Raw genomic sequence first — 13,809 nt, 5'->3', positions numbered from 1 at the left:
GCGGACGCCGGGGCTGCGCTGCTGCTCGGGTCCCGAATTTACGCGCGCGCCCGCGTGGCGCCGGGGGGTTGCGCAGAACGCGTTCCTTCTGCCCGCACGGCGAATCCGCACCGCGTCCAGCCCCCTCTCCTCCGCGCGCCGCGCGAGTAGCGTCACGCCCGTGACCTTCAACGACAACGCCCGCGTCGGCAACAACACCGCCAAGCGACGCGGCGGCACCGTGGCCGCGGTCGGTGGTGGAGCGGTCGGCATCGGTGGCATCGTCGTGCTGCTGATCTCGCTGTTCACCGGCACCGACCTCACGGGGCTGCTCGGCGGAGCCGGGGCTCCGGCTGCCCCGGAGAGCGGCGGCGAGCGCGTCGCCAGCTGCGAGACGGGCGCGGATGCCAACAGCGACGACGACTGCCGCCTCGCGGCCGCCTCGCTCAACCTCGATCAGTTCTGGGGGGACACCCTCGAGGGGTATCGCGCCCCGCAGCTGATCATCGTCGACGGCTCGACCTCGACCACGTGCGGAACGGCCTCGAACGCGACCGGGCCGTTCTACTGCCCGCCCGATGAGACGGTGTACGTCGATCCGACATTCTTCGCCATCCTGCGCGAGCAGTACGACACGACCGCCGGCCCCCTCGCCCAGTTGTACGTGCTCGCGCACGAATACGGCCACCACGTGCAGAACCTCATCGGCGTGATGGAGCAGTACCCGAACAACGGCACGGGTCCCGACAGCAACGGTGTGCGCACCGAGCTGCAGGCCGACTGCTTCGCCGGCGCGTGGGTCGCGAACGCGGGCGCGGCGGTCGACGAGACCGGCACGCCCTACCTGCAGCCGCCGACGCCGCAGCAGATCACCGACGCCCTCGCAGCAGCGTCCGCGGTCGGCGACGACCACATCCAGGCCGAGTCGGGCGGCGTGGTCAACCCCGAGAGCTTCACCCACGGCTCCAGCGAGCAGCGCACGCGCTGGTTCGACGTGGGCTACGACAGCGGCGTGAACGCGTGCGACACGTTCTCCGTGCCGGGTCAGAGCCTGTAGCGCGCCGGTTCGGGTGGCGCGTACGGTCTCGAGAAAAGGGGAGGCCGCGAGGACGGGCCGACCAGGAGACGGTGAGAGCTTCCCCGCTGTCCTCGTACCTCCGCCACGACGCGGGAGAGGAGTGGATGCCATGACCCGGCGCCGGAACGCGTGCGCCGGGTCATGGCATCCGTTGCGGTGAAGGGTCAGCCCTCCCGCGTGCGGGTGCGGAGGATGACGACGATCAGGACGCCCACGAGCACCACCACACCGCCACCGAGCACGAGGCCGAGCGTGAGGCCCGACATGCCGCCGGTGTCCTGCGCCTCGGTCGAGGTCTCGGCGACTCCGGCCGCGCTCGCGCACGGGGAGGTCTCGGCGCCGATCGAGGTGCTCGCCCCGGTGGAGGTGAACGGGATGACGCCCGACACGGGGTGCCCGTCAGAGGAGACGGCCCGCCACTCCACCGAGTACTCGCCGGGCTCACCGAGGGCCACGGGGAGGGTCAGAGTCGACCCCGCGAGTTCCGCGCACGCGCTCTCGTAGTGACGCCCGTCGGGCCCGACGACGATGACGAGGTTGCCGCCGTCGGCGCCGAGCAGGTTGGCGCTGAAGTCCAGGCGAACCTCCGAGAGCGCCGCGACGCTCTCCCCCTCGGACGGCGAGGACGACACGAGGCTGTCGTGCGCCGACGCGGCGGTGGCCCCGCCGAGGGCGGCGGTCATCGCTGCGGCGACGACCACCGCCCCGGCCAGGACGCGACGCAGCACGTTCCGCGAGCCCATGATCAGGCGCGCCTCGACCGGCGCGCGAAGGCCAAGGCGCCGAGGACGGCTCCGACGGCCGCGACCACGAGGGCGGCGATGCTGAGGCCCAGGGCCACGCCCGACGAGTCGTCGCTCGAGGCGGCGGCCGCGGTCATGTCGTCGGCCGTGTGGTCGGTCGCGGTCGCGCCGTGGCTGTGTCCACCCGTGGGCGGGGCGTCGTTGATGTAGAGCACCGGCGCGGGCTCGAGCGTGTCGTCGGCCGCCACCTCGTCGGGCGTCGCCGCCCAGTCGACGACCTCGCCGTCGGAGTAGGTCTGGGTGGCCGGGAGGACGATGCTGCCGGTGTCGGGCACGGGTCCCAGCACCGCCGAGAAGATCTGGAACTGGTCCTGTCCGATCCCGACGCCGGGGTCGGCCTGCCACACGATCCGCAGCGGGGCCTGGGTGAGGGTGTTGCCGTCGACCTCGACGGGGGCGGGCAGCGCCCCCTTCTCGACGATGGCGGTCCAGCCCGGAACGGGCTGCACGAGCACGGCGCTGAGCGGGGTGTCGGTGGGCAGCGTCACCTCGAGCTTCACGGTGGATGCCGTCTCCGACTCGGTGGGGACGCGGAAGTTCACGGTGGCGTAGCTGCCGGGGGTCGCGGTGTCGGGGTTGACGGTGACGTGGGCGGATGCCGCCAGGGGGACGGCGACGGCGAGTGCCGCGCCGGCGGCGAGGCCCACGAGGGCACGACGAAGAGTGGTCTTGCGAGACATGGTGCTGCTTTCTGAAGAGTGCGCACGCCGAAGGGGCGTTTCGCGCGAGATGAGGGGTGGAGGTCAGGCCGCGAGCGGCGGACCCCGGTGCCTCATGGGCGACAACACCGTCATCGCCGTCGTCAGCAGCAGCGGCGCGGGCGCCGCGGGAACGGCATCCGTCCGCGGAGCGAGCCCGCGCAGGGGGCGCAGCACCGACAGCGCCGCGACGACGAAGCGCGCGATCGCCTGCGCGACCCGCTCTCCGCGGCCGAGCGCCACGATCGTCACCACCGCGGCGAGGGCGTGCGCGGCCCACATCCACGGCGAGTGCGCCGCGTGCGCGGCGACCTCGTGGGTGGCGGTGGCATCGAGAAGCGCGGTCGTCCCCCCGTGGTGCGCACCACCGGCGGCGACGCCGTCGCCGCGCAGGTCGAGGGTCAGGATGCCGTGGAACAGCGCCTGGCTGAGCACGACCGCCGCCGTCAGACGCCACCACGACATCGTGCGTCCGGCCAGCAACACGCAGACGGGCGCCGCCAGGAACAGTGCGATGCCGACGTTCAGCGCGGGCGGCAGCTGCGACCCGACCGAGGCGTGCGAGACGGTCGCGAGGAACGTCGCCACGGCCGCGGCGGCGACACCGCGCCCCGCGCGGGCGGCGCGACCTGCTCTCGACGACATGCGACTCCTTCCCTCCCAGCCTAGGCGGCGGCGGCGAACCCCGCGGCGGCGGTGCTCCGGCGTCGAGACGTCAGGAGCCGGCCGGGGCTGTTCCCTCGCGCAGCGCCTCCCACGCGTCGTGCGCCGCGTCGGCCAGCAGCTCGACGTCGGGCACCGCGTCGGGGTCGACGCAGAAGCCCACGCCGAGCCACCGGTCGTTCGAGATCGCGGCGACCCGCAGCGCGTGGCGCGGCCCCGGCTCCGACGAGGTGTAGACGTGTCCGACGCGCCGCCCTCCGACGGCCACGGGCACCCGTGGACCGGGCACGTTCGAGATCGCCAGCGCGAACTCCCGCGGATCGTCGGCGAGCCCCCGCGCCAGCGCCCCGACGGGACCCGCCGCGGCGAGCGCGTGGAAGAGTTCGTCGAGCGAGCGGGCGTCGTGGGCGTGCTTGCGCGCGCGCATCTGCGCGCTCAGCAGGTCGAGGCGGCGCAGGTCGTCGGGCTCCTCGAGATGCAGGCTCACGTCGACGAACGAGTCGCGGTTGCCGGATGCCGCGGCATCCTCCCCCCGCTCGTGCAGGCTCACCGGCACCTGGGCGTTCATCCGTGGTGCGTGGCCGTGGTCGAGGAGCCGTCGGCGCAGGGCACCGGCGATCACGGCGAGCAGCACGTCGTTCACCGTGGCGTGCTCGCGCCGTGCCGCTCCGACGGCCCGCGCCTCGGCGAGGGGGACGTCGACGAAGGCGAGAGCGCGGCGGGCGCTGATCGGCCGGTCGAACGGCGAGCGGGAGCCGGGGTGTCCGAGCTCGCGGGCGAGGGTCAGCGGCATCCGCTCCCACTCGCTCCATCGCGTGGGACGAGCGTCGGGATCGCGGATGCCGACCGCGTGGGCCGGAGCGTCGTGGGGTTCGAAGATGACCGACTCGAGGAAGCGCACCGCCGTGAGACCGTCGGCGAGAGCGTGGTGGAGGCGCACTGCGATGGCCTCGCGGCCGTCGGCGAGCGGACCGACGAGATCGATGGTCCACAGGGGCAGGGAGCGGTCGAGGGGCTCCGACATGAGCCGCCCGACGACGGCCCGCAAGGCCGCGGGGTCGTCAGCGGGGTGCCGCCGCACATGACGTGCGACATCGACGTCACCAGCGTCGGCCCACGCAGGGCCTTCGCCGTCGTCCACGACGACCTGACGCCCGCGCGGAAAGGCCGCCAGACGCTCGGCGACGCTCGCCCGCACCGTCTCGAGGTCGAGCACGTCGCCGGGCTCCAGCACCAGCAGCTTCAGCGCGTGTCCGCGCACGGTGTCGGACTCCAGCGCCAGGATGCGCGCATCCGCCGGCGACAGCGGCTCTCTCATGCGGTCACCGTAGGGCACATCCGGTCATCGTGTCTCGGCGGTCGAGTCGACGGTCGGGCTCACGACCCCCGCCCGGTCGTCGACGAGGCGGCGCCGCCCGATCCAGCCGGTCAGGCCGCGCCCGTCGCGCCAGACGAACACGAGCGCGACCGTGGCGAGGGCGAGCGCGATGGCCGCGTACGACCACGGCGCGGGCAGGGCCGCGAGCACCGTGTAGGCGCCCGCCCCGGTCAGGAAGCGAAGCGGTCGCGCGGCCCACACCGGCAGAACGCCGTTCGTGAACCGCACGCGCGTGGCGATGTCGCCGATCGAGCGACCGGTCACCAGCACCACGAGCAGCCACGCCGTCGCCGCCGCGAGCGTGCCCGCGGTCGAGGCGATGCCGTACGCCGACGACGACGCCGCGTCGCTGCGCAGCAGCACGAGCACCGCCTGCACCCCCGTCGCCACGGCGAAGCCGAGCAGCCAGGTGCCCACCACGTCGCACACGATCCCCAGCAGACGGCGCCGACGCGTGACGGGGCGCGGCTCTTCGGCATCCGGAGCCCTCTCCGCACCCCGGTGCTGCGCCGGCACCGCGAAGGCGAGGAGCGATCCGAGCAGCGCCCCGCTGGTGTTGGCGATCAGGTCGTCGACGTCGAAGACGCGGTACGCGCAGGGGAAGAGGCCCCAGACGCCGGTGAGCTGCGTCGTCTCGATGAGGCCCGACGCCAGCAGCCCCGCGAGACCCGCGACCACGATCCCGCGTCCGCCGAGCACCCTCAGGAAGAAGCCGAGGGGCGCGAAGAGCACCACGTTCAGCGCCACCTGCAGCACGACCGGGTCGGTCAGGTAGCGGCCCGACACCGCCACGGCCGAACGGATGTCGTCGACGAAGGCGAGGGGCTGCAGGTTGACGCCCGCGCAGGTGTAGACCTGCGAGTCGGGCAGGGGGATGAGCGTGTAGGTCCAGATCGCCCAGAAGTACACCGCCGCACCCACCCACAGGAGCGTCCGCCACACGGTGAGTCCCCCGCGGCGGCGGTAGCTGATGGCGACGAACGGCACGAAGGCCAGCACCGCCACGAGGGCTCCCGCGAAGACGGCGAGGAGTCCCGAAGCGACGAAGTTGGTCATTTCGCGAGCCTATGCGCGATCGATGCGCGCCGTAGCCTGGAGGAGTGACCCGCGCCGACGACCTCCGTGACGACCTCGTCGCGCGGATCGACGACACCGGCTTCGGCGCGCACGGGCTGCACGTGCGCGTCGGCGACGACGTCGCGATCCACCGCTGGACGCCCGACGCGCGCGAGGAGATCCACTCCGTCGCCAAGGCCGTCGCGGTGCTCGCGGTCGGGATCGCGGTGGACGAGCAGCTGGTGTCGCTCGACGCCCCCGTGAGCGATCTGCTCCCCGCCGCCGGCGACGTGACCCTCCGACACCTGCTGTCGATGACCAGCGGCATCGACTTCCCGTACTCCGAGACGATGATGACCGACTGGCCCGACCTCGCCGCGGAGTTCCTCTCGCGCCCATCGCGCGGTCGTGTCTTCCAGTACTCCAACGCCAGCACCTACAGCGCCCTGCACGTCCTGTCGCAGCGTGTCGGCGACGTCGAGGAGTACCTCCGCCCCCGCCTGTTCGCACCCCTGGGCCTCGACGACGTGTCATGGCGCCGCTGCCCGAACGGCCGCGTGCGAGGCGGCGAGGGCATCGCCCTGCGCACCGATGAAATGGCGCGCCTGGGCCTGCTGATCCGCGACCGCGGCCTCTTCGAGGGGCACCGCCTCGTCTCCGCCGGGATCGTGGATGCCATGCACGCGGGGTGGGTCGACACGGGCGGCGCCACCGACGGATACCGTCGCTACGCCCTCGCGGGGTGGGACGGTCCCGGCGCCGCCTGGCGCCTGCACGGCGCGCACGGGCAGCTCCTCGTCTTCGTCGGCGACACGGTCGTCACGATCTCGGCGGACGACCACGTCGGCGCCGACGCGGTGACCGCGTTCATCGCCGCACGCGCCGCCTGAGGCGGTCCTCGGATGCCGATGATGCCGCGCACGGCCACCGGCGTCCGTCGGCGCGAGAGTCACGGTCCGGCGACCATGCCGTGAACGGCTCGCGCGTCACATTGCGCAGAACCTCCGGTGCGCGTAATGTCGCGCGCCGTGACTGACGAAAGTCGCGAGGACGTCGACGAGACGCCGATCGCGAAACGCATCCTGATCGGCGAGCCCCTCACGTCGGAGAAACTCGACGAGCAGCTCCTCCCGAAGAAGATGGCGCTGCCCATCTTCGCCTCCGACGCGCTGTCCTCCGTGGCCTACGCGCCACAGGAGCTGCTGATGATCCTCCTCATCGGCGGAACGGCGCTGCTGACCCTCAGCCCGTGGGTCGCGGTGGCCGTCGTCGTGCTGCTGATCGTGGTGGTCCTGAGCTACCGGCAGCTCATCAAGGCCTACCCCTCGGGCGGTGGTGACTACGAGGTCGCGAGCAAGAACCTCGGCGAGATCCCCGGCGTCGTCGTCGCCGCCGCCCTGCTCGTCGACTACGTGCTCACGGTGGCCGTGTCGGTGGCATCCGGTGTCGACAACATCATCTCGGCGCTGCCGGAGTTGAACCCGTTCCGGGTCGAGATCGCCGTCGGCTTCGTCGTCCTCATCGTCATCGTGAACCTCCGCGGCGTGCGCGAGGCCTCGAGCGTGTTCGCGATCCCCACCTACCTCTTCGTCGGTTCGGTCGCGATCATGATCGTCGTGGGCCTCGTCCGCACCCTGGCCGGCGACGCCCCTGTGGCCTCGAGCCAGCAGTACGACGTGCAGGCGGAGTCCCTCACCCAGGCGGCGCTGATCCTGCTCGTGCTGCGGGCGTTCTCGAGCGGCTGCTCCGCCCTGACCGGGGTGGAGGCCGTATCGAACGGCGTGCCCGCGTTCCGCAAGCCCAGGATCCGCAACGCCCAGACGACGCTGACGATGATGGGCGGCATCGCCATCGTGCTGTTCGCCGGCCTCACCGCCCTCGCACTCATTTCGGGGGTGCATTACGCCGAGAACCCCTGCCACCTCATCGGGTTCGATTGCACGAACCCGCAGCCGAGCCTCATGGCGCAGGTGGCCGCCGCCACGTTCGGCATGGGCAGCATCCCGTTCTTCATCATCCAGGCCGCCACCGCGTGCGTGCTGCTGCTGGCGGCCAACACCGCCTTCAACGGCTTCCCGCTGCTCGGCGCCGTGCTCGCACGCGACGGATACGCCCCCAAGGCGCTCAACACCCGCGGCGACCGGCTCGTGTACTCGAACGGCATGGTCATCCTCGGCATCGTCGCCCTGGTCGTGCTGATCGTGTACCAGGCCAACCTCACGACGCTGATCCAGCTCTACATCATCGGTGTGTTCGTGTCGTTCTCGCTCGGCCAGATCGGCATGGTCCGGCACTGGCGCCGCGCGCTCCGCGGGCTGCGCGAGCTGACGCCCGAGGCCGCGAAGCAGCAGTCGGCCGCGATCGAGCGCCGCTCGGCCATCTCGGGCCTGTGGATCAACTCGGCCGGCGCCGCGATGACCGTGCTGGTGCTGCTCATCGTCACGGTCACCAAATTCACGCACGGCGCGTGGCTGGTGTTCATCGCCATCCCGATCCTGGCCGTGCTGATGGTCGGCGTGAACCGCTACTACCGCGACGTCGAGCACGAGATCCAGATGGACGACAGCGTGCACTTCGGCTCGTCGGGCGACGTCGCGATCGTGCTCGTCAACCGCCTCCAGAAGCCGACGTCGAAGGCCATCGACTACGCCATGGCCGCGCAGCACGACAAGACCCTCGCCGTGCACGTCGCCATCACCGAGGAGGAGTCGGCCAAGCTGCAGCGCGAGTGGGCCGAGCACGAGGTGCCCATCCCCCTCGTGATCATCGACTCGCCGTACCGCACCTACACCTCGCCGGTGTCGGCGTTCATCAAGAAGTACCGCGAGAAGAACGGCTCCGCCGTCGTCACCGTCTACCTGCCGCAGTACATCGTGGGGCACTGGTGGGAGTCGATCCTCCACAACCGTCGCTCCCGCCGACTGGCGCACCAGCTCATGCTCGTGCACGGCGTCTCGATCACCCTCGTGCCGTGGCTGCTCGACTCGTCGGAGCTCATCTACGGTCGGCGCTCACGGCCGCTCCCGGGCCAGCAGCGCGGTGGGCAGCCGGTCGCGAACGTCCCGGCCCCGCGCTCGAAGAAGACGCCGCCCGGCTCGGCATCCTGAGTCACGCCCGGCGCCCCCGCCTTCGTGGTGGGGGCGTCGGCGTTCGGGGCCGTCGGGTGGCACCTCGTCGAGCGTTCGGGTGACGCCGGGGTCGGCGCGGTCCCGCAAAACCCCGTGAGTGTCCACAACACCCGGACGAATCCGGGGATCCTCCGGGTGTCGCGGACACTCGAGCGAGACCGCGGCGCCGCCGGCCTCAGTCGGTCGGGCGACGGCGCATCCGCTTGACGTCGGTGCGGCGCTGCTTGGCCTGCAGGCGGCGCTCCTTCGACCCGCGCGTGGGCTTCGTCGCACGGCGGGGCGGTGCGGGCGGGCGCACCGCGTCGGCGACGATCGCGGCCAGCCTCTCCCGGGCGGCGTCGCGGTTGCGCAGCTGCGCGCGATGCTCCGATGCCGCGATCGTCAGCACGCCGTCGATGAGGCGGGCGCCGAGCCTGTCGACGAGCCGCTCCCGCTGCACGGGCGACAGCACCGCCGAGCCCGCGGCATCCCACATCAATTCCACGCGCGAGTCCGCGGTGTTCACGCCCTGCCCGCCCGGACCCGACGAGCGCGAGAAGCGCCACGACAACTCCGCCGCGGGGATCACGAGGGCGGAGGTCACCCGGACGTCGGGGCCGTCGGACGCGCGCATGACTCCATCTTGAGCCCGCGCCCGACCCGGGCGCACCCCCACCGCCGCTCCCGCCCATCCGCGGCGTAAGCACTCCGTATGCGTCCGTCGGCGAACCGTAGGGAAAGCGTAAGGACGCCCGGATGCCGAGACCCGCCGGAGTTGTATCGACACACGTGCCGCCCCGCGGCGCCCGCGGTCCGCCGCGGTTCTGTTCCGATCCTGGAGTCGTCGTGCTCGATGCCGTCTTCCTCGCCGCGACCGTCGCGATCTTCGCGCTGGTCGCCCTCGTCGCCAAGGGGGTCGAGAAACTGGGCCCCGAAGCCCGTCCCTCGTCCGCCCGCACCACCGGCCCGTCCGCCCCTGCGGCTCGCCGGAACGGGGGCGAGCGCTCATGATCTTCTTCTCGATCCTCGCCGCGGTGCTCGCGGTCGCCGCCGTCGTGTACCTCGTGGTCGCCCTCGTCCGCCCCGAGAAGTTCTGACATGGATGCCGGAATGATCTGGTCCATCGTGCTGACCAGCCTCACCCTCATCGTCGCGCTGGGCCTGGCCCACCGTCCGCTGGGCGACTACATCGCCCGCATCTACACCGGCGAGCGCGACCTCGCCCTCGAACGCGTCACCTACCGCCTGATCGGCGTCGACGCGCGCAGCGCCCAGACGTGGCAGGCGTACCTGCGATCGGTTCTGCTGTTCTCGTTCATCGGCGTCGTGTTCGTCTACGCGATCATGCGCCTGCAGGCGGTGCTGCCGTACTCGCTCGGCCTCGGAGCCCCCGGCGAGGCGCTCTCTTTCAACACCGCCGTCTCGTTCGTCACCAACACCAACTGGCAGTCGTACTCGGGCGAGATGACCCTCGGCTACACCGTGCAGTTCGCCGCCCTCACGGTGCAGAACTTCGTCAGCGCCGCGGTCGGCATCGCCGTGGCCATCGCCCTCGTCCGCGGGTTCGCGTACCGCCGCAGCGGCGTCATCGGCAACTTCTGGGTCGACCTCGTGCGCGGGACCTACCGCCTGCTGCTGCCCTTCGCGATCGTCGCGGCGATCGTGCTGCTCGCGGGCGGCGTCATCCAGAACCTCACCGGGTTCACGGATGCCACGACCGTCGCGGGAGCCGCCCAGTCGATCCCGGGTGGCCCGGTGGCCTCGCAGGAGGCGATCAAGCTCCTCGGCACCAACGGCGGCGGGTTCTTCAACACCAACTCCGCCCACCCGTTCGAGAACCCCACCCCGTGGACGAGTCTGTTCTCGATCTTCCTGATGCTCGTCATCCCGTTCTCGCTGCCCCGCGCCTTCGGCCGGATCGTCGGCGACAACCGCCAGGGCTACACGATCCTGGGCGTCATGGCCGCGATCTTCGCGGCATCCACGGCCCTGCTCACCTGGGCGGAGCTCGCCGGCAACGGAACCGCCCCGATGCTGGCGGGCGGGGCGATGGAGGGCAAGGAGGTGCGTTTCGGCATCTTCGGCTCGACGCTGTTCGGCTCGACCAGCACGCTGACCTCCACCGGTGCCGTCAACTCGATGCACGACAGCTACACGGCCCTCGGCGGCATGATGCCGATGATCAACATGATGCTGGGCGAGGTCGCCCCCGGCGGTGTCGGCTCGGGGCTCTACGGCATGCTGATCCTCGCCGTGATCGCGGTGTTCGTCGGCGGCCTGCTCATCGGGCGCACCCCCGAGTACCTCGGCAAGAAGATCGGGCCGCGTGAGATCAAGCTCGCGAGCCTCTACATCCTGGTGACCCCCACGCTCGTGCTCGCGGGCACGGCGATGAGCTTCGGCATCCCGGCCATCCGCGCCGACGTCGAGGGCACCTCGATCTGGAACCCCGGCGTGCACGGTCTGAGCGAGGTGCTCTACGCGTTCACCTCCGCGGCGAACAACAACGGCTCCGCCTTCGCGGGTCTCACGGCCAACACCCCGTGGTTCAACACCGCGCTGGGCGCGGCGATGCTGCTCGGCCGGTTCCTGCCGATCGTGTTCGTGCTGGCGCTGGCCGGTGCCCTCGCGGCCCAGGATGCCGTGCCCTCCACCGCCGGAACCCTGCCCACGCATCGCCCGCAATTCGCGGGTCTGCTCGGCGGTGTCGCCGTGATCGTCACGGCGCTCACCTACTTCCCCGTCCTCACCCTCGGACCCCTCGCTGAAGGACTTACCCGCTGATGTCCACGCTCACGCACGCCCCGGCTCCCGTCGACGAAGCCCCGACCCCCGCCCCGCGCCGCGCGTTCAGCGCCGCGCAGATCGTGGCCGCCCTCCCGGGCGCCGCGAAGAAGCTCAACCCCGCCGCCCAGTGGCGCAACCCCGTCATGTTCCTGGTGTGGGTGGGCGCGGCCCTGACCACACTCATCGCGATCGCGGAGCCGTTCCTCGGTGGCCCTTCGACAGGCTCAGGGTCCGAGCGCCTGCCGTTCGGCTTCACCTGGGCCATCGCGGTCTGGCTGTGGCTCACGGTGTTCTTCGCGAACATCGCGGAGGCCGTCGCCGAGGGCCGCGGCAAGGCGCAGGCCGCGACCCTGCGCAAGACCCGCACGACCACCTCGGCCCGCCGCGTCGTCTCCTACGACGAGAAGGTCGATGCCTCGGCATCCGGTGCCGGCACGGAGGACGTCCCCTCGGGCGACCTGCGCGTGGGCGACATCGTGCTGGTCGAGACGGGCGAGCTCATCCCCGGCGACGGCGACATCGTCAACGGCATCGCCACCGTCGACGAGTCGGCCATCACGGGCGAGTCCGCCCCGGTCGTGCGCGAGTCCGGTGGCGACCGCAGCGCCGTCACCGGCGGCACGCGCGTGCTGAGCGACCGCATCGTGGTGCGGATCACCTCGAAGCCGGGCGAGACCTTCGTCGACCGCATGATCGCGCTCGTCGAGGGCGCCTCGCGCCAGCGCACACCGAACGAGATCGCGCTGAACATCCTGCTGGCGAGCCTGTCGATCGTGTTCGTGGTCGTCGTGCTGGTGCTGAACCCGATCGCCTCGTACGCCGCGTCGCCGGTGTCGATCCCCGTGCTGGTGGCCCTGCTCGTCTGCCTCATCCCCACCACCATCGGCGCCCTGCTCAGCGCCATCGGCATCGCCGGCATGGACCGCCTCGTGCAGCGCAACGTCCTCGCCATGTCGGGCCGCGCGGTCGAGGCCGCGGGGGACGTCACCACCCTGCTGCTCGACAAGACCGGCACGATCACCTACGGCAACCGTCGTGCGTCGGCCTTCGTGCCGATGAAGGGCGTCGGCGCTCCGGAGCTGGCCGAGTACGCCTCGCTCTCGTCTCAGGCCGACCCCACGCCCGAGGGCGTCTCGGTGGTCGAGCTCGCCGCCTCGCAGGGCATCGTCGCCGAGATGCCCCGCGGCGCGGAATCGGTGCCCTTCACCGCGCAGACCCGCATGAGCGGCCTCGACCTCGTCGACGGCACCCAGGTGCGCAAGGGCGCCAGCGCGGCCGTGCTCGCGTGGATCGAGGGCGCGGGCACCCCCGTCGCCCCGGCCCTGCGCGCGCAGCTGATGAGCGAGACGGATGCCATCGCCCAGTCCGGCGGCACACCCCTGGTCGTCGCGACGTGGACGCCGGCGGAACGCCCGGTGGCTTCGACACGCTCAGCCACCTCTGCGACGCGGGTCGCTGAGCCTGCGACCGAGGTCCCTGAGCCTGTCGAAGGGACCGGAACCGGCACCGGACGCATCCTCGGCGTCATCCACCTCAAGGACATCGTCAAGGACGGCCTCCGCGAGCGCTTCGGCGAGCTCCGGGCGATGGGCATCCGCACCGTGATGATCACGGGCGACAACCCCCTGACCGCCAAGGCCATCGCGGCGGAGGCCGGCGTCGACGACTTCCTCGCCGAGGCCACCCCGGAGGACAAACTCGCCCTCATCCAGCGCGAGCAGGAGGGCGGCAACCTCGTCGCGATGACCGGGGACGGCACGAACGACGCCCCGGCGCTTGCGCAGGCCGACGTGGGCGTCGCGATGAACACGGGCACCTCGGCCGCGAAGGAGGCCGGCAACATGGTCGACCTCGATTCCGACCCGACCAAGCTCATCGACATCGTGCGCATCGGCAAGCAGCTGCTCATCACGCGCGGCGCGCTCACCACGTTCTCGCTCGCCAACGACATCGCGAAGTACTTCGCGATCATCCCGGCCATGTTCATGGGCGTGTTCCCGGGCTTGGCGGTGCTGAACGTCATGCAGCTGTCGTCCCCCGCCTCGGCGGTGCTCAGCGCGATCATCTTCAACGCGATCGTCATTGTCGTGCTGATCCCGCTGGCGTTGCGCGGTGTGAAGTACCGCGCGGCGAGCGCGTCGAGCATCCTCAGCCGCAACCTGCTCGTCTACGGGCTCGGCGGCGTCATCGTCCCCTTCATCGGCATCAAGCTCATCGACCTCGTCGTGGGCCTCTTCCCCGGTTTCTGAAAGGCCCCGTC

13 protein-coding genes are annotated in these 13,809 nt (G+C 71.5%); 7 read left to right on the top strand and 6 right to left on the bottom strand.

What is annotated here, in order from left to right:
* The first annotated feature begins 160 nt into the window (after positions 1–160).
* Positions 161–1,036, top strand: a complete 876-nt coding sequence (gene ypfJ, locus QRO03_RS07080; protein ID WP_285136812.1) for a KPN_02809 family neutral zinc metallopeptidase — start codon at positions 161–163, stop codon at positions 1,034–1,036.
* A gap of 185 nt (positions 1,037–1,221) precedes the next feature.
* Here the strand turns inward: ypfJ and QRO03_RS07075 are convergent, their stop codons facing one another.
* The 5 genes from QRO03_RS07075 to QRO03_RS07055 form a co-directional block, all read right to left on the bottom strand.
* On the bottom strand, positions 1,222–1,800 hold the full coding sequence (locus QRO03_RS07075; RefSeq protein ID WP_285136811.1) for a copper resistance CopC family protein: 579 nt from the start codon (positions 1,798–1,800) through the stop codon (positions 1,222–1,224).
* A gap of 2 nt (positions 1,801–1,802) precedes the next feature.
* A complete protein-coding gene (locus tag QRO03_RS07070; protein ID WP_285136810.1) occupies positions 1,803–2,540 on the bottom strand; it encodes a YcnI family copper-binding membrane protein in 738 nt (245 codons plus the stop codon).
* A 63-nt stretch (positions 2,541–2,603) separates the two neighbouring features.
* Positions 2,604–3,203 carry a hypothetical protein gene (locus QRO03_RS07065; RefSeq protein WP_285136809.1) on the bottom strand — a complete coding sequence of 200 codons (600 nt, stop codon included), beginning with the start codon at positions 3,201–3,203 and terminating at the stop codon, positions 2,604–2,606.
* A 70-nt stretch (positions 3,204–3,273) separates the two neighbouring features.
* Positions 3,274–4,539, bottom strand: a complete 1,266-nt coding sequence (locus QRO03_RS07060) for a wax ester/triacylglycerol synthase domain-containing protein (RefSeq protein ID WP_285136808.1) — start codon at positions 4,537–4,539, stop codon at positions 3,274–3,276.
* A 24-nt stretch (positions 4,540–4,563) separates the two neighbouring features.
* Positions 4,564–5,655, bottom strand: a complete 1,092-nt coding sequence (locus QRO03_RS07055) for a VanZ family protein (protein ID WP_285136807.1) — start codon at positions 5,653–5,655, stop codon at positions 4,564–4,566.
* A 44-nt stretch (positions 5,656–5,699) separates the two neighbouring features.
* Between QRO03_RS07055 and QRO03_RS07050 the strand changes: the two genes are divergently transcribed.
* The gene (locus QRO03_RS07050; RefSeq protein ID WP_285136806.1) at positions 5,700–6,545 is read left to right on the top strand and encodes a serine hydrolase domain-containing protein; all 846 of its coding nucleotides are present in this window, start codon (positions 5,700–5,702) and stop codon (positions 6,543–6,545) included.
* A gap of 126 nt (positions 6,546–6,671) precedes the next feature.
* A complete protein-coding gene (locus tag QRO03_RS07045; protein ID WP_285136805.1) occupies positions 6,672–8,762 on the top strand; it encodes an APC family permease in 2,091 nt (696 codons plus the stop codon).
* A gap of 196 nt (positions 8,763–8,958) precedes the next feature.
* Here the strand turns inward: QRO03_RS07045 and arfB are convergent, their stop codons facing one another.
* Positions 8,959–9,396 carry an alternative ribosome rescue aminoacyl-tRNA hydrolase ArfB gene (gene arfB, locus QRO03_RS07040; RefSeq protein ID WP_285136804.1) on the bottom strand — a complete coding sequence of 146 codons (438 nt, stop codon included), beginning with the start codon at positions 9,394–9,396 and terminating at the stop codon, positions 8,959–8,961.
* A gap of 212 nt (positions 9,397–9,608) precedes the next feature.
* Here arfB and QRO03_RS07035 point away from each other — a divergent pair, with 212 nt between their 5' ends.
* From QRO03_RS07035 to kdpB, 4 genes are read left to right on the top strand one after another with little or no spacing between them, the layout of a single operon-like run.
* Positions 9,609–9,773, top strand: coding sequence for a hypothetical protein (locus QRO03_RS07035; protein ID WP_285136803.1), 165 nt, complete (start codon positions 9,609–9,611; stop codon positions 9,771–9,773).
* Positions 9,770–9,859: a K(+)-transporting ATPase subunit F gene (gene kdpF / locus QRO03_RS07030; protein ID WP_074696280.1), complete on the top strand. Its 90-nt coding sequence runs from the start codon at positions 9,770–9,772 to the stop codon at positions 9,857–9,859. Before QRO03_RS07035 ends, kdpF begins: the two co-directional genes overlap by 4 nt.
* A gap of 13 nt (positions 9,860–9,872) precedes the next feature.
* Entirely contained in the window at positions 9,873–11,546 is a 1,674-nt protein-coding gene (gene kdpA, locus QRO03_RS07025; RefSeq protein ID WP_285136802.1) for a potassium-transporting ATPase subunit KdpA, read from the top strand.
* The gene (gene kdpB, locus QRO03_RS07020) at positions 11,546–13,798 is read left to right on the top strand and encodes a potassium-transporting ATPase subunit KdpB (protein WP_285136801.1); all 2,253 of its coding nucleotides are present in this window, start codon (positions 11,546–11,548) and stop codon (positions 13,796–13,798) included. The genes kdpA and kdpB overlap by 1 nt, the downstream gene beginning before the upstream one ends.
* The last annotated feature ends 11 nt before the right edge of the window (positions 13,799–13,809 follow it).

The organism is Microbacterium sp. lyk4-40-TSB-66, from assembly GCF_030209475.1.
GTDB lineage: Bacteria > Actinomycetota > Actinomycetes > Actinomycetales > Microbacteriaceae > Microbacterium.
The sequence above is the reverse complement of the archived record's forward strand: the minus strand, read 5'-3'. Positions and strand labels throughout refer to the sequence as shown.